Origin of the sequence: Streptomyces sp. NPDC127108, from assembly GCF_042677545.1 — a bacterium.
GTDB lineage: Bacteria > Actinomycetota > Actinomycetes > Streptomycetales > Streptomycetaceae > Streptomyces.
Window position 1 is genome coordinate 23,578 of record NZ_JBHXTE010000040.1, and the last position, 22,522, is coordinate 46,099.

Annotated in this window: 21 protein-coding genes and 1 riboswitch; of the genes, 8 read left to right on the forward strand and 13 right to left on the reverse strand. The window is 70.1% G+C overall.

Going from position 1 to position 22,522, the window contains the following annotated elements:
* Positions 1-2 precede the first annotated feature (2 nt).
* A riboswitch (cobalamin riboswitch) is annotated at positions 3-162 on the reverse strand.
* Between the two features lie 193 nt (positions 163-355).
* From ACFVHO_RS29470 to ACFVHO_RS29495, 6 genes are all read right to left on the reverse strand, one after another.
* Positions 356-1,006 (reverse strand): hypothetical protein, encoded by a 651-nt coding sequence (locus ACFVHO_RS29470; RefSeq protein WP_385721022.1) that lies wholly within the window; start codon positions 1,004-1,006, stop codon positions 356-358.
* Positions 1,007-1,113: 107 nt separating this feature from the next.
* Positions 1,114-2,736 carry a monocarboxylate uptake permease MctP gene (gene mctP / locus ACFVHO_RS29475; RefSeq protein ID WP_385721025.1) on the reverse strand — a complete coding sequence of 541 codons (1,623 nt, stop codon included), beginning with the start codon at positions 2,734-2,736 and terminating at the stop codon, positions 1,114-1,116.
* Positions 2,733-3,014, reverse strand: coding sequence for a DUF3311 domain-containing protein (locus ACFVHO_RS29480; protein WP_385721028.1), 282 nt, complete (start codon positions 3,012-3,014; stop codon positions 2,733-2,735). The genes mctP and ACFVHO_RS29480 overlap by 4 nt, the downstream gene beginning before the upstream one ends.
* A gap of 122 nt (positions 3,015-3,136) precedes the next feature.
* Positions 3,137-3,337: a YbdD/YjiX family protein gene (locus ACFVHO_RS29485; protein WP_385721031.1), complete on the reverse strand. Its 201-nt coding sequence runs from the start codon at positions 3,335-3,337 to the stop codon at positions 3,137-3,139.
* Positions 3,334-5,478, reverse strand: coding sequence for a carbon starvation CstA family protein (locus ACFVHO_RS29490; protein WP_385721033.1), 2,145 nt, complete (start codon positions 5,476-5,478; stop codon positions 3,334-3,336). The genes ACFVHO_RS29485 and ACFVHO_RS29490 overlap by 4 nt, the downstream gene beginning before the upstream one ends.
* A gap of 81 nt (positions 5,479-5,559) precedes the next feature.
* Positions 5,560-6,399, reverse strand: a complete 840-nt coding sequence (locus ACFVHO_RS29495; protein WP_385721036.1) for a GntR family transcriptional regulator — start codon at positions 6,397-6,399, stop codon at positions 5,560-5,562.
* 374 nt (positions 6,400-6,773) lie between these two features.
* On the opposite strand from ACFVHO_RS29495, the gene ACFVHO_RS29500 reads away from it, so the two are divergent.
* The 4 genes from ACFVHO_RS29500 (at position 6,774) to ACFVHO_RS29515 (ending at position 11,542) form a co-directional block, all read left to right on the forward strand.
* Entirely contained in the window at positions 6,774-8,048 is a 1,275-nt protein-coding gene (locus ACFVHO_RS29500; protein ID WP_385721039.1) for an extracellular solute-binding protein, read from the forward strand.
* 174 nt (positions 8,049-8,222) lie between these two features.
* Positions 8,223-9,212 carry a carbohydrate ABC transporter permease gene (locus ACFVHO_RS29505; RefSeq protein WP_385721041.1) on the forward strand — a complete coding sequence of 330 codons (990 nt, stop codon included), beginning with the start codon at positions 8,223-8,225 and terminating at the stop codon, positions 9,210-9,212.
* Positions 9,209-10,039, forward strand: a complete 831-nt coding sequence (locus tag ACFVHO_RS29510) for a carbohydrate ABC transporter permease (protein WP_385721044.1) — start codon at positions 9,209-9,211, stop codon at positions 10,037-10,039. The genes ACFVHO_RS29505 and ACFVHO_RS29510 overlap by 4 nt, the downstream gene beginning before the upstream one ends.
* A gap of 6 nt (positions 10,040-10,045) precedes the next feature.
* On the forward strand, positions 10,046-11,542 hold the full coding sequence (locus tag ACFVHO_RS29515) for a glycoside hydrolase family 3 protein (RefSeq protein ID WP_385721047.1): 1,497 nt from the start codon (positions 10,046-10,048) through the stop codon (positions 11,540-11,542).
* Positions 11,543-11,857: 315 nt separating this feature from the next.
* On the opposite strand, the gene nagB is transcribed toward ACFVHO_RS29515, so the two are convergent.
* A complete protein-coding gene (gene nagB, locus ACFVHO_RS29520) occupies positions 11,858-12,643 on the reverse strand; it encodes a glucosamine-6-phosphate deaminase (RefSeq protein ID WP_385721050.1) in 786 nt (261 codons plus the stop codon).
* A 554-nt stretch (positions 12,644-13,197) separates the two neighbouring features.
* Here nagB and ACFVHO_RS29525 point away from each other — a divergent pair.
* The gene (locus ACFVHO_RS29525) at positions 13,198-14,268 is read left to right on the forward strand and encodes an SIS domain-containing protein (RefSeq protein WP_385721052.1); all 1,071 of its coding nucleotides are present in this window, start codon (positions 13,198-13,200) and stop codon (positions 14,266-14,268) included.
* Between the two features lie 158 nt (positions 14,269-14,426).
* Here the strand turns inward: ACFVHO_RS29525 and ACFVHO_RS29530 are convergent, their stop codons facing one another.
* The gene (locus tag ACFVHO_RS29530) at positions 14,427-15,263 is read right to left on the reverse strand and encodes an SDR family oxidoreductase (RefSeq protein ID WP_385721055.1); all 837 of its coding nucleotides are present in this window, start codon (positions 15,261-15,263) and stop codon (positions 14,427-14,429) included.
* Between the two features lie 96 nt (positions 15,264-15,359).
* Between ACFVHO_RS29530 and ACFVHO_RS29535 the strand changes: the two genes are divergently transcribed.
* Together ACFVHO_RS29535 and ACFVHO_RS29540 are read left to right on the forward strand one after the other, a co-directional pair.
* Positions 15,360-15,956 (forward strand): TetR/AcrR family transcriptional regulator, encoded by a 597-nt coding sequence (locus ACFVHO_RS29535; protein ID WP_385721058.1) that lies wholly within the window; start codon positions 15,360-15,362, stop codon positions 15,954-15,956.
* A gap of 557 nt (positions 15,957-16,513) precedes the next feature.
* On the forward strand, positions 16,514-17,980 hold the full coding sequence (locus tag ACFVHO_RS29540; RefSeq protein ID WP_385721183.1) for a sensor histidine kinase: 1,467 nt from the start codon (positions 16,514-16,516) through the stop codon (positions 17,978-17,980).
* A 241-nt stretch (positions 17,981-18,221) separates the two neighbouring features.
* Here the strand turns inward: ACFVHO_RS29540 and ACFVHO_RS29545 are convergent, their stop codons facing one another.
* Together ACFVHO_RS29545 and ACFVHO_RS29550 are read right to left on the reverse strand one after the other, a co-directional pair.
* Positions 18,222-18,479: a WhiB family transcriptional regulator gene (locus ACFVHO_RS29545; RefSeq protein ID WP_016639615.1), complete on the reverse strand. Its 258-nt coding sequence runs from the start codon at positions 18,477-18,479 to the stop codon at positions 18,222-18,224.
* Between the two features lie 319 nt (positions 18,480-18,798).
* Positions 18,799-19,767 carry a diacylglycerol/lipid kinase family protein gene (locus ACFVHO_RS29550; protein WP_385721061.1) on the reverse strand — a complete coding sequence of 323 codons (969 nt, stop codon included), beginning with the start codon at positions 19,765-19,767 and terminating at the stop codon, positions 18,799-18,801.
* 102 nt (positions 19,768-19,869) lie between these two features.
* On the opposite strand from ACFVHO_RS29550, the gene ACFVHO_RS29555 reads away from it, so the two are divergent.
* Positions 19,870-20,322: a hypothetical protein gene (locus tag ACFVHO_RS29555; RefSeq protein WP_385721063.1), complete on the forward strand. Its 453-nt coding sequence runs from the start codon at positions 19,870-19,872 to the stop codon at positions 20,320-20,322.
* A gap of 109 nt (positions 20,323-20,431) precedes the next feature.
* On the opposite strand, the gene ACFVHO_RS29560 is transcribed toward ACFVHO_RS29555, so the two are convergent.
* The 3 genes from ACFVHO_RS29560 to ACFVHO_RS29570 all read right to left on the reverse strand — a co-directional run bounded on the left by ACFVHO_RS29560 (position 20,432) and on the right by ACFVHO_RS29570 (position 22,513).
* A complete protein-coding gene (locus tag ACFVHO_RS29560; protein ID WP_385721065.1) occupies positions 20,432-21,598 on the reverse strand; it encodes an RNA polymerase sigma factor SigF in 1,167 nt (388 codons plus the stop codon).
* Positions 21,595-22,008, reverse strand: a complete 414-nt coding sequence (locus tag ACFVHO_RS29565) for an anti-sigma regulatory factor (RefSeq protein WP_030359877.1) — start codon at positions 22,006-22,008, stop codon at positions 21,595-21,597. The genes ACFVHO_RS29560 and ACFVHO_RS29565 overlap by 4 nt, the downstream gene beginning before the upstream one ends.
* A gap of 244 nt (positions 22,009-22,252) precedes the next feature.
* Positions 22,253-22,513 (reverse strand): UBP-type zinc finger domain-containing protein, encoded by a 261-nt coding sequence (locus ACFVHO_RS29570; protein WP_385721068.1) that lies wholly within the window; start codon positions 22,511-22,513, stop codon positions 22,253-22,255.
* Positions 22,514-22,522: the final 9 nt, after the last annotated feature.

The following is a 22,522-nucleotide window of genomic DNA, read 5'->3' on the forward strand; positions in this document are numbered from 1 at the left end:
GACGGTCCAGGTGCGCTGTCGGCAGGTCGTCGGACTCACCGGCGCATGTTGCGGGCGCGAGCGCACAAATGCGTACCAGTACACCGTTGCGGGACAGTTCCGGACTTGCACCGGATTCCCCTGCGGCGACAGCGAGGACGAGCATACATCTTGTGCTGGCTTTCGGTGCCACCCCTAGATGTTGTGTCGGAGGGTAGCGGCGTTGTCGCGGGACGGGGCGCCCTGAACCTCAACTCGGGGGCGGGGCGTGGCATTCCAAGGGCGCGTCCGGTTGCCGCCCGGGGCCCGCTCGGAGGTGGCCGAGGCCCCGCTCAGAGGCCGCCCAGGCCCCGCTCGGCCGTCACTGCGGCGCCGTTCAGCCGCCCGCGCCCGGCGGGTCCTGGGGTGCGCCGTCGCCGTCGCGTGGGATGTCGCCGCGCTCCACCGGCGCGGCGGGGGAGGTCTTCTTCGGCAGTACGGCGTCCAGCTCGGCCGCGTCCGCGCGATGGGCCTTCTCGGCGGCGGCGCGCAGGGTGTCGCGGTCCACGAGGCCGGGGTCGGCGGAGAGCTGGATGCGCAGGCCGTGCTCGGAGCGGGCGTACTCGTGCCAGGAGCCGGACGCGTCGGTGCTGCCGGACGAGCCGGGGCCCGGCGTGCGGTACCAGCCCTTGCCGTCCTTCTCGCAGCGCTTCGCGGGCGGGTAGAGGCCTCGGCAGGACTTGTCGTCGACGGTGCCCCGCTCCACGCCGACCTTGATCTGTGCGCCCCCCTCCTTCGCCACGTACACCGCCTGGAAGCCGTCGTCCCCGAGGACGCCCACGGACTGCTCCGCCAGTGTGAACCCGTCGGCCTCGGTCACGTACACGTGCGCCGTCCGGGTCTGGGCGGCGCGGGCGCGGTCCTCCAGCTCGGCGCGGGAGGGCGTCGATCCGGCGGCGGAGCCCGGGTGCTCGGAGCCGCAGCCGGTGAGGGCCAGGGGCGCGAGCAGCAGCAGGGCGGCGGGGAGCAGGAGGCGAGGGCGCGGCATGGGCCCATTCTTTCGTACGCCGGTTCGGGGCCGGAGGCGGCACGGCGAAGGCCGCCGCGTCCCGAACGGAACGCGGCGGCCTCCAGGGTGGGCGGGAGCCCGGGACGTCAGTGCCCGGCGCCCACCTTCGGCAGTTCCACCGCCACGCCCTTGTCGCCGGCGTCCGCGGTGTAGTCCTCCGGGGACGTCTCGTCGACGCCGTCGGGGGCGCCCACGGCCTTCAGGACGAAGGTGAGGACGACGGTCACGACGACGTTCAGGACGAAGGCCGTCAGGCCGATGTAGCCGATCTCACCGATGCCCGGGATCTCCTTGGACGAGCCGCCGAAGTGCTTCTGCGTCGGCGAGGCGACCCCGTACGCGGCGACCGTCCCGTAGACCATGCCGACCGCCCATCCGGCGAGCAGCGCCCACCGGTGGAACCAGCGCGTGAACAGGCCGCCGACGAGCGCGGGCATGGTCTGCAGGATCCAGATGCCACCGAGCAGCTGGAAGTTGATGGCGACGGTCTTGTCCATGGTGAGGACGAAGGCGAGCGCGCCCACCTTCACCAGGAGCGAGACCAGCTTGGAGACCTTCGTCTCCTGGGCGGGTGTCGCGTCGGGCCTGATGAAGTCCTTGTAGATGTTGCGGGTGAAGAGATTCGCGGCCGCGATGGACATGATGGCGGCCGGGACGAGCGCGCCGATGCCGATGGCCGCGAAGGCGACGCCCGTGAACCAGTCCGGGAACATGTCCTCGAACAGCTGCGGGATCGCCAACTGCCCGTTCTCGACCTTCACCCCGGCCGCGATCGCCATGAACCCGAGCAGCGCGAGCAGTCCGAGCATCAGCGAGTACAGCGGCAGGATGGTGGTGTTGCGGCGGATCACGTCGCGGCTGCGCGAGGAGAGCGTCGCGGTGATCGAGTGCGGGTACATGAAGAGGGCGAGCGCGGAGCCGAGGGCCAGGGTCGCGTACGTCCAGGTGCCCGCTTCGCCCGGCACGAGGGAGCCGACGGGTTTGCCGGTGGCCTCGTTCGTCGCGGAGAACTTCTCGTTGGCCGCGCTGAAGATGTCGTCGAACCCGCCGAGCTTGATCGGGATGTAGATGATGGCCACCACGATCACGATGTAGATCAGGGTGTCCTTCACGAACGCGATCAGCGCGGGCGCCCGCAGACCGGACGAGTAGGTGTACGCGGCCAGCACGCCGAAGGCGATGAGCAGCGGCAGGTCCTTGATGAACCAGTTGGTGTCCTCGCCGCCGCCGACGCCCATCACGTCGAGGACGGCCTGGATGCCGACCAGTTGGAGCGCGATGTACGGCATCGTCGCGAGGATGCCGGTGACCGCCACGGCCAGCGAGAGCCCCTTGGACCCGAAGCGGCCCCGGACGAAGTCCGACGTCGTCACGTACCCGTGCTTGTGCGAGACCGACCAGAGCCGCGGCAGGAAGGTGAAGATCAGCGGGTAGACGAGGATGGTGTACGGCACGGCGAAGAAGCCGGCCGCGCCCGCCGCGTAGATCGCCGCGGGGACGGCCACGAAGGTGTACGCGGTGTAGAGGTCGCCGCCGAGCAGGAACCAGGTCACCCAGGTCCCGAACGACCGGCCGCCCAGGCCCCATTCGTCGAGGCTCTGCTCGTTCTCGGCCTTGCGCCAGCGGGACGCCAGGAAGCCCATGACGGTGACCGCGAGGAAGAAGAAGATGAAGACGGCGAGCGCGACGCCGTTCACGCCGTCGTTCACCGGGACGCACCTTCCTTGAGGGCCTTGCGGGCCCGCTGGTCACGCTGCCACAGCTGGTAGGCGATCATCGTGAGCGCGGTCGAGATCAGCACCCACAGCATCTGGTACCAGTAGAAGAACGGGATCCCGATGAAGGTCGGGTCGGCCTTCGCGTACGAACTCACCCAGAGCATGGCCACGAAGGGCGCCACGAGGCAGAGGGCGATGACCACGCGGACCGGCGTGACCACCGGCTGTCTCACTTCAGGCGCAACTGGCACTTCAGGCGCATCTGACATACCGCGGCTCCGTTCCCTCACTTATCCCGTTCTTAACGTGCGGGAAATCTAAGTCAGAGATCTCGCGGCATGGAACCCCCGTCCGTATAACGGACGGGTACCGGAAGTGCCGTCGTGCCTGCTCAGCAGCAGCGGAAGCCCTGTCTGGGGTCCGACTCCTGCCGGTCCGTCCGCATCCGCTCGAACGCGCGGCGGCTCGGCACGACGGCGTCCGGATGATCTTTGCGGATGTGCGCCACGTACCGCTCGTACGCGGACTCGTCGGTCAACTCCCTTACGTACCAACGGAGTCCGCGCAGCGCACGCAGGAGCGGACCGCTCATGACGAGCCCGCGGTTTCCCGCTCCCCGGCCGACGCCAGTTCCGCCTTCTCCTCCTTCGTGGCGAAAAGACCGGCGGGCGCGACCGTCTTGGACTCCACGAACGGCGCCTCGCTCAGCTTCGAGGAGAGCGGATCGCGGATGTGGCGGACGCAGATGCGGAGCGCGTCGGCGATCACGATCACGATGAGGAGCGCGAGCGCCGCCGAAAGGACGCCGTCCACGGTGGAGTTGGTGACGACGGTGTGCATGTCGTCCATCGACTTGGCGGGCGGCAGGACCTTGCCGTCGTCGATGGCGTCCTGGTAGATCGAGCGCTGCTTGAAGAAGCCGACGCGCGGGTCGCTGGAGAACACCTTCTGCCAGCTCGCGGTGAGCGTCACCGTCGCGTCCCAGACCAGCGGGATCCCGGTGATCCAGGCCCACTTGAGACGGCCGGACTTCACCAGGAGGGTGGTGCAGACGGCGAGGGCGACGGCCGCGAGCAGCTGGTTGGCGATGCCGAAGATCGGGAAGAGCTGGTTGATGCCGCCGAGCGGCTCGTGCACGCCGACCCAGAGGAAGTAGCCCCACAGGCCGGTCACGGCGGCGCTGGTGAGGACGAGGCCGGGCTTCCAGCTGATGTTCTTGAAGGGCTTGTAGACGTTGCCCAGCATGTCCTGGAGCATGAAGCGGCCCACGCGCGTGCCCGCGTCGAGCGCCGTGAGGATGAACAGCGCCTCGAACATGATCGCGAAGTGATACCAGAAGGCCTTCAGGGAGCCGCCGGTGACCTTGGAGAAGATCTCCGAGACGCCGATCGCGAGGGTGGGCGCACCACCGGTGCGCGAGAGCAGCGAACTCTCCTCCACGTTCTTGGCGGCCTGCGCCAAGTCCTCGGGGGAGATGGTGTATCCGAAGCCCGCGACGGCCTTCGACGCCTCCTGCACGGTGTCGCCGACCACGCCCGCGGGCGCGTTCATCGCGAAGTAGAGGCCCGGGTCGATGATCGACGCGGCCACCAGGGCCATGATCGCCACCGCCGACTCCATCAGCATGGAGCCGTAGCCGATCATCCGGACCTGCGTCTCCTTCTGGATCATCTTCGGCGTCGTACCGGAGGAGATCAGGGAGTGGAAGCCGGAGAGCGCGCCGCACGCGATGGTGATGAACACGAACGGGAAGAGCGAGCCCGCGAAGACCGGACCGTCGCCGCGCGAGGCGAAGTCGGTGACCGGGTCCATCTTCAGCGTCGGCAGCGCGATGAGCACGCCGAGCGCGAGCAGCACGATGGTGCCGATCTTCATGAACGTCGACAGGTAGTCGCGCGGCGCGAGCAGCATCCACACCGGCAGGATCGAGGCGATGAAGCCGTACGCCACCAGCCAGATCACCAGCGTCGACGGCGCGAGCGTGAACGCCTCCGCCCAGGAGGACTCCGCCACCCAGCGCCCCGCGATCAGCGCGAAGAGCAGCAGCGCGACCCCGATGAGCGAGACCTCGCTGACCCGTCCCGGCCGCAGGATCCGCAGGTAGAAGCCCATGAACAGGGCGATCGGGATGGTCATCGCGATGGAGAAGGTGCCCCACGGCGACTCCGCGAGCGCGTTCACGATCACCAGGGCGAGCACGCCGAGCAGGATGATCATGATGGCGAAGGCGGCGAGCAGCGCCGCGGCCCCGCCGAACGGGCCGATCTCGTCCCGCGCCATCTGACCGAGCGAGCGGCCGTCGCGGCGGGTGGAGAAGAACAGGACCACCATGTCCTGCACGGCCCCCGCGAAGATCACCCCCGCGATGATCCAGATCGTGCCCGGCAAATAACCCATCTGGGCGGCGAGCACGGGACCGACCAGCGGCCCGGCGCCCGCGATGGCCGCGAAGTGATGACCGAGCAGCACCCGCCGGTCGGTCGGGTGGTAGTCGATGCCGTTGTCGAGCCGCTCGGCGGGCGTGGCCCGGCGCTTGTCGACCTTGAGCACCTTGTACGCGATGAACTTCGCGTAGAAGCGGTAGGCGATGGCGTACGAGCCGAGGGCGGCGGCCACCATCCAGGCGGCGGACACCTCCTCGTCCCGGGAGAGGGCGAGTACGGTCCAGCCGGAGGCGCCGATCAGCGCGACGACTGTCCAGAGGGCGATGCTCTTGGGGTTCGCTGTGCGCACGGGCCGTCCTCCCGTTCACGATCTGCGGTGACGGGAGGACGGTAGGACACGAACGTGATCCGCGCTACAGGGCGGGCGGGATCAGTCCTGCGGTCGTTTGAGCCGGGCCACGAACTTGTACCGGTCGCCCCGGTACACCGACCGCACCCACTCCACCGGCTGGCCCTGGCCGTCCAGGGAGTGCCGCGACAGCATCAGCATGGGCAGGCCGACGTCGGTGCCGAGCAGGCCGGCCTCGCGCGGGGTGGCGAGGGAGGTCTCGATGGTCTCCTCGGCCTCCGCGAGGTGCACGTCGTACACCTCGGCGAGCGCCGTGTAGAGCGAGGTGTACTTCACCAGGGAGCGCCTGAGCGCGGGGAAGCGCTTGGCCGACAGGTGCGTGGTCTCGATGGCCATCGGCTCGCCGCTGGCCAGGCGCAGGCGCTCGATGCGCAGGACGCGGCCGCCGGTGGCGATGTCGAGGAGGCCGGCGAGGGTGTCGTCGGCGGTGATGTAGCCGATGTCGAGGAGCTGGGAGGTCGGCTCCAGGCCCTGGGCCCGCATGTCCTCGGTGTACGAGGTGAGTTGGAGCGCCTGCGAGACCTTCGGCTTGGCCACGAAGGTGCCCTTGCCCTGGATCCGCTCCAGGCGGCCCTCGACGACCAGCTCCTGCAGGGCCTGGCGGACCGTCGTGCGCGAGGTGTCGAACTCGGCGGCGAGCGTGCGCTCGGGCGGGACCGGGGTGCCGGGCGGCAGGGTCTCGGTCATGTCGAGCAGGTGCCGCTTCAGGCGGTAGTACTTCGGCACCCGCGCCGGACGTACCGACTTGCCGGGGCCCGAGCCCTCCGCCGTCGTGGCGGCGGCCGGGGTTCCCGTCACGGACGCTCCCCCCGTCACGGACGTGCCCGCCCCGGCCTGGGTACTGCCCGCCTCTGTGCCCATGCTCCGCCTTCCCGGCTCCTGTGCTGCTGTTGTCACCGGCTCCTGTGCTGTGGTCACCGGGTCCTCCGTCTGTCGCGGCTCACATCGTGGCACGGTCCGGGGCGAGGGGCTCCCTCCGCTCGTGCGAAGGGCGTGCGAGGCCGCGTTCCCGGGGTGACTCCGGGGGTGCGACACGGGCCCGTACCCACTCAGGTGTCGGTCCGATAACGGACGTGACTGCCCTTCTTATACACCCTTGACACCTATAAAGGTCTAGGCCAAGCTCCCCGTACTGGTCTACACCATTAAAGACCAGGTCCAGTCCCACGGGCAGTCTTTCGGTCCTCTTGGTCGCTGCGGGTGGGGGGTTGGCTGGCATCCAAAGGAGGATGACTGTGAAGCGCAAGCTCATAGCGGCTATCGGTGTCGCGGGCATGTTGGTCTCGGTCGCGGCGTGTGGCGGCGACGACAAGGACGACAAGAAGTCCGGGGCGGACGGCTTCAAGGGCGAGACGCTGACGCTCTGGGCCATGGACGGCTCGACGCCGGACCAGTGGCAGAAGGACGTCACGGCGGCCTTCGAGAAGAAGACCGGCGCGAAGCTGAAGTTCGAGGTCCAGCAGTGGAACGGCATTCAGCAGAAGCTGACGACCGCCCTCTCCGAGGAGAACCCGCCGGACGTCTTCGAGATCGGCAACACCCAGACCGCCGCGTACGCCAAGACCGGTGGCCTCGCCGAGCTCGATGACCTCAAGGAGAGCATCGGCGCCGACTGGACCGAGTCGATGAACAAGGCCTCGGTCATCGACGGCAAGCAGTACGCCGCCCCGTGGTTCGTCCTCAACCGCGTCGTCGTCTACAACAAGAAGGTCTGGGCCGACGCCGGCATCAAGAAGACCCCCAAGACCCGCGCCGAGTTCCTCAAGAACCTCAAGCAGATCGGCGAGAAGACCGACGCCGAGCCGATCTACCTGCCCGGCCAGAACTGGTACCACTTCGTCGGCCTGACCATCGGTGAGGGCGCCGAGCTGGTCAAGAAGGACGGCGACAAGTACGTCTCCAACCTCGACGACCCCAAGGTCACCGCGGCCATGAAGACGTACAAGCAGTTCGCGGACCTCTCCAAGGCGCCCAAGAACAAGGACGAGGCCACCCCGCAGCAGGCCGAGGTCTTCGCCAAGGGCAAGACCGGCGCCTTCATCGGCATGAGCTGGGAGGCCGCGACCGCGATCAAGGCCAACAAGAAGATCGAGAAGGACATCGGCTACTTCACGATCCCCGGCGCCACGGCCGACAAGCCCGAGGGCGTCTTCCTCGGCGGCTCCAACTTCGCCGTCGCCGCGACCAGCAAGAAGCAGGAGCTCGCCAAGGAGTTCCTGAAGATCGCGCTGTCCGACAAGTACGAGGGCGCGCTCGCCAAGGAGAGCGGGGTCATCCCGAACAAGAAGGCCCTGGAGTCCAACCTCAAGGGCAACGCGGCCGCCGAGGCCGCCGCTCCCGCCACCGCCGGCGGCGGCACCACCCCGCTGATCCCGGAGTGGGGCGCGGTCGAGAACCCGCCGAACCCGCTCAAGAACTACATGACCGCGGTGCTCAACGGTAAGTCGCCCGCCGACGCCGCCGAGCAGGTCGAGGGCGAGCTCAACAAGCGCCTGTCGCAGAAGCAGTAGGAACTCCAAGAACACTGACCCCGCCGGGGGCGGCGGGTGAACCGACCCCGCTGCCCCCGGCGTCCCCATGCGTTCTCCGCGCTGCCCGGCGCGCCCCTGCGTTCCCCGCGCTGCCGCGGCCGCCTTCCGCGCCGCCCACAGCGTTTCGCGTTGCCCACGAAAGAGATGGCGAGCATGACCGTGCAGAAGACCGAACGGCCGCCCTCCGGCCCGACGGAGGTGCAGACACCGGACGGCGGGTCACGACCAAGGGGCCCGCGCAGGTCCTCAGGACGTCTCGCCGGCCTGACGCCCTATCTGCTTCTTGCCCCCGCGATCATCGTCACCCTGCTGCTGCTCGGCTGGCCGCTGGTCAACAACGGGATCCTGTCGTTCCAGAACCTCAACATGCGGCAGTTCATTCTGCACTTGACCGAGTGGAACGGATTCGACAACTACAAGGAGATCCTCACCGGCGAGGACTTCTGGCGGGTCACCGGCCGCTCGGTCGCCTTCACCGCCGTCAACGTCGCGCTCATCATGATTCTCGGCACGTTGGTGGGACTGCTCCTCGCCCGGCTCGGCCGCAAGATGCGCACGTTCCTCCTGCTCGGCCTCGTCCTCGCCTGGGCGATGCCCGTCGTCGCGGCGAGCACGGTCTACCAGTGGCTGTTCGCGCAGCGCTTCGGCGTCGTCAACTGGGTGCTCGCCAAGATCGGCTTCGACTCGATGGCCGACCATGACTGGCTGGCCACGCAGTACTCCACGTTCTTCGTGGTCCTGCTGCTCATCGTCTGGATGTCCATCCCCTTCGTGGCGATCAACCTGTACGCCGCCACGACCACCATTCCCAAGGAGCTGTACGAGGCCGCGGCGCTCGACGGCGCCGGGGCCTGGAAGCAGTTCACCCAGGTGACGCTGCCGTATCTGAAGCCCTTCCTCTACGCCACGACGTTCCTGGAGATCATCTGGGTCTTCAAGGCGTTCGTGCAGGTCTTCACGATCAACGAGGGCGGCCCCGACCGGCTCACCGAGATCCTTCCCGTCTACGCCTACATCGAGGGCATGGGCAACCAGCACTTCGGCATGGGTGCCGCGATCGCGCTGCTCACCATCATCATCCTGCTGGCCATCACCTCGTTCTACCTGCGGATCGTGCTCAAGCAAGAGGAGGACGAGCTGTGAAGCGCTCGCTGATGGGCCGTCTGTGGCCCAACCTGGTCGCCGTCGTACTCTTCGTCTTCTGCGTCTTCCCCGTGTACTGGATGTTCGCGACGGCCTTCAAGCCGACCGGCGACATCATCTCCGAGGACCCGGTCTGGTTCCCGACCGACGCCACGCTCGAGCACTTCAAGACGGCGATGGACGCCGACCACTTCTGGACCATGGTCGTCAACTCCCTCACCGTGACGATCCTCGCGGTCGTCTTCTCCCTCATCATCGGCGTGACGGCGGCGTTCGCCCTCGCCCGGATGCGCTTCAAGGGCCGGCGCGGCTTCATCATCGGCTTCATGCTGGCGCAGATGGCGCCGTGGGAAGTCATGGTCATCGCGATCTACATCATCGTGCGCGACGCGGACATGCTGAACAGCCTGATCCCGCTGACCCTCTTCTACATGGTGATGATCCTGCCCTTCACCCTCCTCACGCTGCGCGGCTTCGTCGCCGCCGTGCCGAAGGAGCTGGAGGAGTCCGCCATGGTCGACGGCTGCACCCGGATGCAGGCCTTCCGCCGGGTGATCCTGCCGCTGCTCGCGCCCGGCCTGATGTCGACGTCGCTCTTCGGCTTCATCACCGCCTGGAACGAGTTCCCGCTGGTCCTCGTGCTCAACAAGGAAGCCGAGTCCAAGACCCTGCCGGTGTGGCTGTCCAGCTTCCAGACCGCCTTCGGCGACGACTGGGGCGCCACCATGGCCGCGGCCTCGCTGTTCGCCATCCCGATCCTGATCCTCTTCGTCTTCCTCCAGCGCAGGGCCGTCGCCGGTCTGACCGACGGCGCTGTGAAGGGATAACGCACCATGACCTCCAGCTTCACCTCCGGCGCCCCGGACACCCTGACCCGCGACGCCCTGACCGTCCTCCAGCCCGGCTTCGGCGGCACCACCGCCCCCGACTGGCTGCTGCGCCGCATCGGCGAGGGCCTCGCCTCCGTCGGCCTGTTCGGACGCAACATCCAGACGCCCGAACAGGTCGCCGCGCTCACCGCCCAACTACGGGCCGAGCGCGAGGACATCGTCGTCGCCATCGACGAGGAGAGCGGCGACGTCACCCGCCTCGAGGTGCGCACCGGCTCCTCCTTCCCCGGCAACCACGCGCTCGGCGCCGTGGACGACGTCTCGCTCACCCGGGGCGTCGCCGCGGAGCTCGGCCGCCGCCTCGCCGACTGCGGCGTCACCTTCAACTGGGCGCCGTCCGCCGACGTCAACTCCGACCCCGGCAACCCGGTCATCGGCGTACGCTCCTTCGGCTCCGACCCGGACCTGGTGGCCCGGCACACCGGCGCCTACATCGAGGGCATGCAGTCCTCCGGCGTCGCCGCCTGCGCCAAGCACTTCCCCGGCCACGGCGACACCGCGGTCGACTCGCACCACGCCGTACCGCACATCGACGTCGACGCGGACGTCCTGAACGCCCGCGAACTCGTCCCCTTCCGCGCGGCCATCGCCGCCGGTACGCGCGCGGTGATGAGCGCCCACATCAGCGTCCCCGCCCTCGACCCTGAGCTGCCCGGCACCCTGTCCCGGCGCATCCTCACCGACCTGCTCCGCGGCGAACTCGGCTTCGACGGCCTGATCGTCACCGACGGCATCGAGATGCGGGCCATCTCCGGGACCTACGGCATCGAGCGCGGCACCGTCCTCGCCGTCGCCGCGGGCTGCGACGCGATCTGTGTGGGCGGCGGTCTGCACGACGAGCTGACGGTCCTTCGGCTGCGGGACGCCCTGGTGGCCGCGGTCCGCGCGGGCGAACTCCCCGAGGAGCGGCTCGCCGACGCAGCCGCCCGGGTGCGCGCCCTCGCCGACTGGGCCTCGGCCTCGCGCCGGGCCGCCGCGGGGACCCAGGCCGACCCGGAGATCGGCCTGCGCGCGGCCCGCCGCGCCCTGACGGTCACCCACACCGAGTCCTCCGCGGGCACGCTCACCGAGGCGCCCTACGTCGCCGCCTTCACCCCTCTGGCCAACATCGCCGTCGGCGACGAGACCCCGTGGGGCGTCGCCGCCGAGCTGACCCGCCGTCTGCCCGGCACGGAGACCGGCTCCTTCAGCGGCGACGACGCGGGCGCCAAGGCCCTCGCGGCGGCGGGCTCCCGACGCGTGGTCGCCGTCGTCCGCGACGCCCACCGCCACCCGTGGATGGCCGCCGCCGTCGACCACCTCCTCACGGCCCGCCCCGACACCGTCGTCGTCGAGATGGGCGTACCCCAGTCCAAGCCCACCGGCTCCCTGCACATCGCCACATACGGCGCCGCGCGGGTCTGCGGGCAGGCTGCGGCGGAGGTCCTGACAGGCGCGTGAGCGCCTGCGGCGCGAGTCCGGGGTGGTTCGTTCACCCCCACCCCGGCCCGAGCCTGAGCCCGGCCCGAGCCTGAGCCCGGCCCGAGCCTGAGCCCGGCCCGAGCCTGAGCCCGGCCCGAGCCTGAGCCCGGCCCGAGCCCGAGCCCGGCCCGAGCCCGAGCCCCCGGTCCGAGCCTGATCGCGGCCCGAGCCCGAGCCCGGCCCGAGCTCGATCTCGCCCGATCCCGATGACCGGGCGGCACCTGTACGCAAACGGCGCCGGGCACCCCACCACTGGCGGGGCGCCCGGCGCCGTGTCCGTAACCGGCCGGAGGCCTAAAGCCCCTGCCACGCCGGCTTGTTGGCGTACGTGTGCCGGAAGTAGTCCGCCAGCTTCAGCTTGGACGCGGCGGCCTCGTCCACGACCACCGTCGCGTGCGGGTGCAGCTGGAGCGCCGAGGCGGGGACCACGGACGCCACCGGACCCTCGACCGTCGCCGCCACGGCGTCGGCCTTGCCCTCACCCGTCGCGAGGAGCACCAGGTGCCGGGCCTCCAGGATCGTGCCGATGCCCTGCGTGATGACGTGGTGCGGGACCTGGTCGATGTCGCCGTCGAAGAACCGCGCGTTGTCCACCCGGGTCTGCTCGGTCAGCGTCTTGATCCGGGTCCGCGACGCCAGCGACGAGCACGGCTCGTTGAACCCGATGTGCCCGTCCGTGCCGATCCCCAGCAACTGCAGGTCGACACCGCCCGCCTCCGCCAGCGCCCGGTCGTACGCCTCACACGCACCCTGCACGTCCGCGGCGCTGCCGTCCGGCCCCATGAAGGCCGACTCGTCGAGCCCGAGCGGCGCCACGACCTCACGCAGCACCACCGAGCGATACGACTCCGGGTGCCCGGCCGGCAGCCCCACATACTCGTCGAGCTGGCAGATCCGCGCCCGCGACGCGTCCACCTCGCCCGCGCGGACCTTCGCCGCCAGCGCCTCGTAGATGGGCAGCGGGGTCGAGCCGGTGGCGACACCGAGCAGGGCGTCGGACTTGCGGCGCACGAGGGCGGCCATGGCCTCCGCGATGAGCTCGCCGCCTGCCTTGGCGTCCGGGACGATGACAACTTCCACGCTGAGCCTGCCGATCTGGTGTAGGTGAGGAGCGGGACTGGCGCTCGGAGGAGTGTGGTATAGACCAATCTAGCAGAGCTGTACGGCCCAGGTGCAGGGGCTGGACGCCCGGGGTTGCAGGGGGCGGACGCTGGGGATTGCGGGGGTTGACGCCAAGGACGCCCACGACACCAGCGGTTTCCCAACCGCACACGCGTACGTCCACGTACGGCCACGTACGTCCATGCTCCGGCCCGAAGCCCGCCTCCGCCCGATGAGCCAGAACACCCTCGCCCGCCCCGGACTCCTGCCCACCGCCCCCCGACGACCGGCCTTCGGCGCCCGCCCCAACGACCGACCCTCGGCAACAGCCCGGCGACCTACCCCCCCACGGCGTCGAACTTGGCTCAGCCCGCAGCCGTGGACCCGCCCCCCCGGGCAGCCAGCCCCACCACCGCACCCCGCCTCCCGCGCAGGGCCCAGCCTCCCGCACGCACGGCCCCCAGCCCGGATCCGCCCCCCCACCCCACCCGGAGGGCAAGCGCTCCCGGCCAGTAGCAAGCACAGTGGGAAGCATGACTGCGATGTCGTCCTCCCCTTACAGCGAGCAGCCCGGCCGCATCATGTCCCGTGAGATGGCCGAACAGCCCGAGGTCCTGCGGCGGCTCCTCGGCACCGGTGCTCCGACGATCCACGAGACCGCCCGACAGGTGGCCGCGCAACGCCCCCGCTTCGTCCTCCTCACCGCCCGTGGCACCTCCGACCACGCCGCCCTCTACGCCAAGTACCTCCTCGAAGTCCGCCTCGGTCTGCCCTGCGGCCTCACCTCCATGTCCACGACCACGGCCTACGGCGCCAAGCCCGACCTCCGGGACGTCCTGGTCGTCACCGTGAGCCAGTCCGGTGGCTCGCCCGACCTCGTCGCCTCCACCCAGGCCGCCCGCGAGGCCGGGGCCATCACCCTCGCGGTCACCAACAACCCCGACTCTCCGCTCGCCGCCGTCTCCGAGCACCACATCGACATCCTCGCGGGCCCGGAGAAGGCCCTCCCGGCCACGAAGACCTACACCGCGTCCCTGCTCGCCCTCTACCTCTTCATCGAGGGGCTGCGCGACGGCGACGGCGCCGCCGCCGGCCCGCTGCCCGATCTCGCCGCCGACCTCCTGGCCCGCCAACCGGAGATCCGGACGCTCGCCGCCCGCTACCGCTTCGCCGAGCGCATGGTGATCACCTCTCGCGGCTACGGCTATCCCACGGCCAAGGAAGCCGCCCTGAAGCTGATGGAGACCAGCTACATCCCGGCCCTGGCCTACTCCGGCGCCGACCTTCTGCACGGCCCCCTCGCCATGGTCGACAACATCTCGCCGGTCATCGCCGTCGTGCCGGACGGCAGGGGAGGGGAGGCGCTCCAGCCCGTCCTCGACCGGCTGCGGGGACGCGGCGCCGACCTCGTGGTCATCGGGCCCAAGGCCCAGGTCGAGCAGGCCTCCGCCGGATTCGCCCTGCCGACGGACGGGGTCCCCGAGGAGGTCCAGCCCATCCTGGAGATCATCCCGCTCCAACTCCTCGCCTACGAGGTGACGATCGCCCGCGGCCAGGACCCGGACGCGCCCAGGGCCCTCGCCAAGGTGACGGAGACGAGATGAGATGAGGCGGGGCGGGTGATGGGGGAGGGGTGAGGCGGCGGGGAGGGGAGGGGTGAGGCGGCGAGGGGGGAAGGGCCTCCCGGTGGCCCGGTCCGGGGCGCACCCATCCTCCCGACGCCCGCCCGTGTCCTGCTCCTGCCCCGCCGGGCCGAGGCCCTTCAGCTCAGCGACCCGCCCGTCGCGTCGAGCCAGTGCCCCGTCACCCACCGCCCGTCCTCCGAGGCGAGGAACGCGACCGCGTCGGCTATGTCCTGCGGTGTCCCGACCTTGCCGAGGGCCGACATGGCCGCCGCGCCCTCCCACGCTTCCTTGTTCTCCTCGCCGCGCAGCCAGGCGGCGTTGACGTCCGTGTCCACGATGCCCGGGGCCACGGAGTTGACCGTGATGCCGCGGGCGCCGAGCACCTTCGACAGGTTCTGTGTGAAGACGTCCAGGGCGCCCTTGGTCATGGCGTACGTCATGATCTGCGGCATCACGGCGGCGCGGGAGAGGCCGGACGAGATGTTGATGACGCGCCCGCCGTCCCGCAGCCGCTCCGCGCCGAGCTGGGTGATGAAGAACGGCGCCTTGACGTTCACCGCGAACAGCCGGTCGTGCTCGTCCTCCTCCGCTTCCGTGAACGAGCGCGACGTGCCGATTCCGGCGTTGTTCACCAGGATGTCCAGGCCGTCCGCGTGCGCGTCGAACGCCGCCCACAGCGCTGCCGCGTCACCCGGCACGCCCAACTCCGTGCCGATCGCGAACGCGGAGCCGCCCGCCTGCTCGATCGCCGAGACCGTCTCCTTCGCGGCCGCCTCATTGCTGCCGTAGTGCACGGCGACCCGCGCGCCGTCCTGGGCCAGTCTCTCGGCGATCCCTCGCCCGATGCCCCGGCTTCCGCCCGTGACCAGGGCGGTCTTGCCCGCGAGCCGCTTCGCCCGCGCCCCGTCTCCCGCGCTCGGCTCCGCCGCCTCGGCAGTCTGCGCGGTGGTGGTCTTCTCCGTCAGCGCACCCATGATCAGGCGCCCCCCAACTTTCTCTAGCGGTCGCTACACAAAGAACCGTACCGGATCGCCGACCGCTTTTCTAGCGACCGCTATAGAATTTTCCCCATGGCGACGAAACAGCGAGGCAGGCCGCGCTCCTTCGACCGCGAGACGGCGCTGGAGAAGGCCCTGCGCCAGTTCTGGGAGCACGGGTACGAGGCGACGTCCGTCGCCGACCTCACCCGCGAGATGGGCATCGGCGCCCCGAGCCTGTACGCGGCCTTCGGTGACAAGCGGACGCTCTTCGAGGAGGTCCTGGTGCGCTACGCCGGCTCGTACGGAGCCTTCGGCGGGCGCGCGCTGGCCGAGGAGCCGACGGCCCGCGCCGCGATGGAGCGCGTCCTGCGCGAGGCCGCCGACTCCTTCACCGAGCCGGGGCAGCCGCACGGATGCCTCGTCATCCACGCGGCGACCAACTGCACCACGCCGGAGATCGAGCAGACCCTGCGCGAGCAGCGCAATGCGAACGTCGGGACCTTCGCGGCCCGCATCCAGCAAGGCATCGACGCGGGCGAGATCGCCGCCGGCGTCGACGCCGGGGACGTCGCCCGCTACGTCGGCGCGGTGTTCCAGGGCCTGTCCCAGCAGTCCCGCGACGGTGCCACCAGGGAGAACCTGCAGGCCGTGGTCGACCTGGCGATGCGGGCCTGGCCGGAGGCCTGAGCGCGGCCTGGGGGAGGTCCGGGGGAGGCCTGGATGAGGGCGGGCCGGGAGGAGGGCCGGGAGGCGGATCGGGAGTCGGAGCGGGCGGCGGTCGCGGAAGAGGTCGCGGCGGCGGTCGGGTGAGGTCCCGGCCCGGGCTCCCCGCCGGGCCCGGCCCTGCCCCTCATGCTGGCCCTGCCCCCGATTCTGGAGGAAGATCCGACAACAAACCGTGTCCCACGCATAGACATGGGAGAATGGTCTAGTCCACAATGCGGGAGTAAAGCTCCGCTCTTCCCGCACAGAAGAGCGGCCGAGGAGCCGGTGCTCTCTGCCCTGACCGCGCCGGGCACTCCTCAGTCGGCGGCCGGTACCGCACATTCTGGCTGCCGATGCACCTGAAGGGCCGCGGTGTTGGGGTCGGGTTGAGGGTCCCGCCCCGGCGCCGCTGCCCGACGGGGACCGGCGCCGCCACCACGTACGGCCGCGACCATCGACCCCGTACCGAACATCCCGTACCGGGAGACGAACACCCGGGCCCGTCCGGACCGCCAGGTACGCTCGCACACGTGCCCTCCATGAACGACCTCGTACGCCAGCACACGGCCCTCGGCGACTCCGACCTCGAGTGGCTCCATCTGCTGGTCTCGGAGTGGCAGCTGCTCTCCGACCTCTCCTTCGCCGACCTCGTGCTGTGGGTGCCCACGCGCGACGGCACGCGCTATGTCTCCGTCGCGCAGATGCGGCCCAACACCGGCCCGACGTCCTACCAGGACGACATGGTCGGCCACCTCGTCCCGCGCGGCCGCCGCCCGCTGCTCGACGCGGCCCTCGACGAGGGGCGCATCGTGCGCGAGGGCGACCCGGAGTGGCGCGAGGAAGTGCCGGTGCGGGTCGAGTCCATCCCCGTACGCAGGGAGGGGCGCGTCCTCGGAGTCATCGCCCGCAACACCAACCTCCTTACGGTGCGCACCCCTTCGCGCCTCGAACTCACCTACCTCCAGTCGGCGTCCGACCTCGCGCAGATGATCGCCGCGGGATCGTTTCCCTTCGAGGGGCAGCAGGTCGACATGGACGCCTCCCCGCGCGTGGGCGACGGACTGCTGCGCCTGGACGCGGACGGCATCGTCCAGTACGCCTCGCCGAACGCCCTCTCCGCGTACCACCGCCTCGGCCTCGCCGCCGACCTGGTGGGTCACCACCTGGGCAAGGCCACCGCCGAACTCGCCCCGTCCCGGGGCCCGGTGGACGAGGCCCTGACCAAGCTCGCCAGCGGCTGGGCGCCCCGCGAGTTCGAGATCGAGGGCGGCGACGGCGTGATCCAGCTGCGCGCCATCCCGCTCAAGCCCAAGGGGCCGCGCATCGGTTCGCTCGTACTGCTGCGGGACGTCACCGAACTGCGCCGCCGCGAGCGAGAGTTGATCACCAAGGACGCCACCATCCGGGAGATCCACCACCGGGTGAAGAACAACCTCCAGACCGTCGCCGCTCTGCTGCGCCTGCAGGCGCGCCGCATCGACTCCGTCTCCGGCCGCGAGGCCCTGGAGGAGGCGGTGCGGCGCGTGGGCTCCATCGCCATCGTCCACGAGACGCTCTCCCAGAACCTGGACGAGCGCGTGGAGTTCGACGAGATCGCCGACCGTGTCCTGGCCATGGTCGCCGAGATCTCGCCCGGTACGGTCACGGGTCGGCGCACGGGCCGTTTCGGCATCCTCGACGCCGAGGTCGCGACGCCGCTGTCGATGGTTCTCACGGAGATCCTGCAGAACGCCCTGGAGCACGGTTTCACGCAGGGGGAGACCGGCACCGTCGAGGTCTCCGCGGTCCGCGGCGGCACCGCGAAGGACGCCCGGCTCCTGATCACCGTCCAGGACGACGGCGTCGGACTGCCCGACGACTTCGACCCGCATCGCTCGGGCAACCTGGGCCTGCAAATCGTGCGCACCCTCGTCGAGGGCGAGCTGGGCGGCACGTTCGACATGGTCAAGGCGCCGGAGCGGGGGACCCGCGTCGTCCTGGACATTCCGGTACGCGGCGACAAGTAGCACCCGCACACAGCAAGGGCAGTGACAGACAGTGGCGGTCCCGCGTGGCGGGACACAGGGCGCCGCACACAGCAGGAAGCCCCGGACCGTGTCGGTCCGGGGCTTCCTGCTCACGTTGCGATGCGCATCGGGGGTACTGCGCGGCTGCGGCTCGGGGGCGGGGGTTGCGTACGCGCTGTCTACGGAGTAATGCCGTCAGGCACACGCGCCGCCAAGCTCAGGCTCGTAAGGGGCGTGGGCGTCAGGCGCTGGCCTGGCGCGCCCGGTTGCGGGCGGCGCGGCGCTTCATCGCGCGGCGCTCGTCCTCGCTGAGGCCACCCCAGACGCCGGAGTCCTGGCCGGACTCGAGCGCCCACTGCAGGCACTGCTCCATGACGGGGCAGCGACGGCAGACGGCCTTGGCTTCCTCGATCTGCAGCAGCGCAGGACCGGTGTTGCCGATGGGGAAGAACAGCTCGGGGTCTTCCTCGCGGCAAACGGCGTTGTGACGCCAGTCCATGGCTGCTACCTCTCCTTGGTCTTACATGAAGATTGCTTGTGAATGTGAACGCTTTCACGAATCCCCCCGCACGGGAAGGGTCGACTCCCAGTTGCCTGGGGCGGACCTTGTGGTGAGAGGAGGGGTTCTGGCGACCTGTAGAGGCCGATGTTGCGGGCCGTCCCGATCGCCATGTAGAGATTCGCAAACCTCGGCGGCGGATACAACCCCTTCCGGAAAGTTTTTTTTGATTCCTCGGTGTCGACTGAGTCACAGCCGTACTTCCATGGGGTGGATCCTGGCCTAAACGTTCGAGTGAAAGGACTTTAGGCCCTTCCACTCACACAATCACACGCAGTGCACGGCGTACGCCTGTGAACGTCACGCTCGTCCGCAGCCCCAGGTGGTCGCCGTCCATCTGGAGGGGGAGGGGCACCTTCGAATGCAAGGTGAAGTCCGTCAGGTCGTGCAGCGAGACGGCGTTCTTTCCGTGGGGCCCGCGTTCGGGTGTCGACCGCAGCAGCTGGGTGCCGTACCGGGCCACCGAAGCCGTCGAAAGACGCTTGAGTCCGAGCACGTCCAGGCCCGTCTCGAAGGACGCCTTCGGGGACGCGTACAGCGGGCGATTCCCCAGGTAGGACCAGGGAGAGGTGTTGCAGACTATGGACATCACGAGGTCCGTCACCGGCTCCTCGCCGGCCCGCTCCAGCGTGATCGACCCGTGCCGGCGGTCGCCCTCGCCGAGGAACTGGCGTACCACCTGGCGCACGTAAAGAGCGTGCGTCGAGCGCTTCCCGCGCTCCCGGTGCTGTTCGACCCGACCGACCACACCGGCGTCGAATCCCAGCCCCGCCGCGAACGTGAACCAGCGCGACGGCACCGCTTCGTCATCCGTCCCGGGGGTCCCGGAGACCCGGCCGAGGCTCACTGTGCGTTCACTTCCCTCACGCAGCGCGTCCAGGAGGGCGCCGGTCGCCTCCACGGCGTCGTTCGGCAGGCCCAGGGCGCGCGCGAAGACATTCGTCGAGCCCCCGGGGACGACGGCGAGGCGGGGCAGGTTCTCCGGAGAGGGGCCGTTGTGCAGCAGACCGTTGACGACCTCGTTGACCGTGCCGTCGCCGCCGAGGGCCACGACCAGCTCGATGTCCTTGCTCTCCGCGGCCTGTCGGCCGAGGTCCCGGGCGTGACCGCGGTACTCCGTAGTGACCGCTTCCAGCTTCATCTCGCTCGCGAGCGCGTGGATCAGTACGTCACGTGTGCGCGCACTGGTGGTAGTAGCCGCCGGGTTGACCACGAGAAGTGCACGCATGCGCAGCAGACTACCTAGGGGTCTTTACCTGGCCCAGACCGAGGTCTGGCCCGAACCATACCGACGTGCCGCTCCCCGGACGCCCGGGGCTACCCTCGATGCGTGAGCACTGAGCCGAAGACCACCCCCGAAGCCCCCGCGTCGGGCCCCCGCCCCGGGCGCCTCACGGCCGCCGCGGCGCTCGCCGCGCTGGAGGGCCTGGCCCTCGTCGTCGGCGGTGCCTACATGCTCGTCATGGGGCTCGCGGGCGACCCCGACAACCCGCGCCAGGCGACGACGGGCGGCGTCACGCTGATCGTCCTCGCGCTCCTTCCGCTGCTCGCCGCGCGCGGTCTGCTGCGGCTGCGCAGCTGGGCGCGCGGGCCCGCGATCATCACGCAGATCATGGCCCTGCCCGTGGCCTGGCAGCTGCTCCAGGCGGACAGCGCGATGATCCCCGGCGGCATCGCGCTCGCGGCGATCGCGGTCGCGACGCTGGTGCTGCTGATCCACCCCGCCACCACCGAGGCGCTCGGCATCGGCAGGCCCGGCGACGTACAAGAAGGCAGCAAGTAGCCGGTACGGACCGGCACGAGGTCGTACGGACGCCATTGGGGGCGGCGAGGACATCCTCGCCGCCCCCAATGGCGTCGCTGTGCGGCCGTGCGGTCCGCTCGCTCCTCGCTCACTCCTCCACGAGGAGCTTTTCGCGCAGTTGCGCCAGGGTGCGCGCGAGCAGCCGGGAGACGTGCATCTGGGAGATGCCGACCTCCTGGGCGATCTGCGACTGCGTCATGTTCCCGAAGAACCGCAGCAGCAGGATGCGCTTCTCGCGCGGCGGCAGGTCCTCCAGGAGCGGCTTGAGGGATTCGCGGTACTCGACGCCCTCAAGGGCCTCGTCCTCGGCGCCGAGGGTGTCCGCCACGGCCGGTGACTCGTCGTCCGTGTCCGGGACGTCCAGGGACAGCGTGGAGTACGCGTTCGCCGACTCCAGGCCCTCCAGGACCTCCTCTTCGGAGATCGCCAGCTTCTCGGCCAGCTCGTGCACGGTCGGGGAGCGGCCGTGCAGCTGCGACAGCTCGGCCGTGGCCGTCGTCAGCGCGAGCCGCAGCTCCTGCAGGCGCCGCGGCACCCGCACCGCCCAGCCCTTGTCGCGGAAGTGGCGCTTGATCTCACCGACGACCGTCGGGGTGGCGTACGTGGAGAACTCGACGCCGCGGTCCGGGTCGAACCGGTCCACCGACTTGATGAGGCCGATCGTGGCGACCTGGGTCAGGTCGTCCAGGGGCTCGCCGCGGTTGCGGAAGCGGCGGGCCAGGTGCTCCACGAGCGGCAGATGCATGCGGACCAGCTGATTGCGCAGCTCCGCGTACTCCGCGCTGCCGTTCTCCAGGGCGCGCAGCTCGACGAACTTCGCCCGCGCGCCGCTGCGGTCCTGTGGATCGTGCCGGCTGTGCTGCTCGTGCTCGCTCATCGTCCCGCCCGTCACCCGCCGCCGCCCTTCTGGGGAATCGCCCCCAGTGCTGGACGCCCGGGGGGACCCCCTGCGTGCGGCGCCTGCTTGGTCCTGTCGCCCGCCCGGGCCGGACAGCTCGTCGGTCCCGTCCCCGGCGGTCGGCTCTGCCTGCTCTCGCGCGGCGGCCGTCCCTGCCGCCGCCCGCTGACCCTGCTGCTCCGGGTCCTGTGGGTGCGGCCTGGCCTGCTGCTCGGGGATGCCGCCCGGGGCAGGCCCCGGCTCCACCGGACCGCGCCCGGAGGCCGGACGCGTGCCGCCCCTGCCGCGGGCGGGCAGACCGTGTGTGCCACGTGTGCCGCGCTCTTCGTCCCGCACCGGCCCGTCCCCGTTCCTCACGCCGGCCCGGGTCCCGCGCCGCGCTGTTTGTAGAGGCTGATCGAAACGGTTTTGTCGTCGGCGACCGAGGAGTTCACCTTGCCCGCGAGGGCCGAGAGGACGGTCCATGCGAAGGTGTCGCGCTCCGGGGCACGGCCGTCCGTGGTGGGCGCCGAGACGGTCACCTCCAGGGAGTCGTCGACGAGCCGGAAGACGCAGCTGAGCACGGAACCGGGCACGGCCTGCTGGAGCAGGATCGCGCACGCCTCGTCGACAGCGATGCGGAGGTCCTCGATCTCGTCCAGGGTGAAGTCCAAGCGCGCCGCGAGGCCGGCCGTGGCCGTACGCAGCACCGACAGGTAGGCACCCGCAGCCGGAAGGCGGACCTCCACGAAGTCCTGATTCCCGGGCTCGCCTGCGATCTGGGACACCCTCACCTCCAAGGTGGTACAAGCACTTTCGGGGCTCCGGCCGTCGCGCCGCGGCGGTCCGGACTGCGTCACACGGGTGACGCACCACGTTTTTCAGCGGTGACGCTACCGCGCTGCTCAGTTCCGTGTCCCGGGGCCCCACCCCGTTGCTGTCACTCATAGTAAGCCTACGGGTACGGACAGTGGCTAGGGGTTTCGCGGACCCAATTGGAAAGAACGAGCGTCGGGTTGACGTACCCAGGCCTCAGACGATCGAACCGTCGACAAAGCACCAACGCCACTTCTCGCCGGGCTCGAAGGTCCGCATCACCGGATGCCCGGTCTCCTTGAAGTGCGCCGTCGCGTGCTGGAAGGGCGAGGAGTCACAGCAGCCCACGTGCCCGCAGAGCAGACACAGCCGCAGCTGCACGGGGTGGCTGCCGGCCGCGAGACATTCCAGGCACGTTTCGCTCAGGGGGGCAGGTTCGGGGTGGGGCAGCGCGCTGACGTGCGAGCACTCGTTCATGATGGCCAG

Coding starts and splice junctions, on each gene's coding strand:
- ACFVHO_RS29470 (WP_385721022.1), bottom strand. CDS start 1,006: ATGCCGCGCCCTCGCCTCCTGCTCCCCGCCGCCCTGCTGCTGCTCGCG.
- ACFVHO_RS29480 (WP_385721028.1), bottom strand. CDS start 3,014: ATGTCAGATGCGCCTGAAGTGCCAGTTGCGCCTGAAGTGAGACAGCCG.
- ACFVHO_RS29485 (WP_385721031.1), bottom strand. CDS start 3,337: ATGAGCGGTCCGCTCCTGCGTGCGCTGCGCGGACTCCGTTGGTACGTA.
- ACFVHO_RS29495 (WP_385721036.1), bottom strand. CDS start 6,399: ATGGGCACAGAGGCGGGCAGTACCCAGGCCGGGGCGGGCACGTCCGTG.
- ACFVHO_RS29505 (WP_385721041.1), top strand. CDS start 8,223: ATGACCGTGCAGAAGACCGAACGGCCGCCCTCCGGCCCGACGGAGGTG.
- ACFVHO_RS29515 (WP_385721047.1), top strand. CDS start 10,046: ATGACCTCCAGCTTCACCTCCGGCGCCCCGGACACCCTGACCCGCGAC.
- ACFVHO_RS29525 (WP_385721052.1), top strand. CDS start 13,198: ATGACTGCGATGTCGTCCTCCCCTTACAGCGAGCAGCCCGGCCGCATC.
- ACFVHO_RS29530 (WP_385721055.1), bottom strand. CDS start 15,263: ATGGGTGCGCTGACGGAGAAGACCACCACCGCGCAGACTGCCGAGGCG.
- ACFVHO_RS29535 (WP_385721058.1), top strand. CDS start 15,360: ATGGCGACGAAACAGCGAGGCAGGCCGCGCTCCTTCGACCGCGAGACG.
- ACFVHO_RS29540 (WP_385721183.1), top strand. CDS start 16,514: ATGAACGACCTCGTACGCCAGCACACGGCCCTCGGCGACTCCGACCTC.
- ACFVHO_RS29545 (WP_016639615.1), bottom strand. CDS start 18,479: ATGGACTGGCGTCACAACGCCGTTTGCCGCGAGGAAGACCCCGAGCTG.
- ACFVHO_RS29550 (WP_385721061.1), bottom strand. CDS start 19,767: ATGCGTGCACTTCTCGTGGTCAACCCGGCGGCTACTACCACCAGTGCG.
- ACFVHO_RS29570 (WP_385721068.1), bottom strand. CDS start 22,513: ATGAACGAGTGCTCGCACGTCAGCGCGCTGCCCCACCCCGAACCTGCC.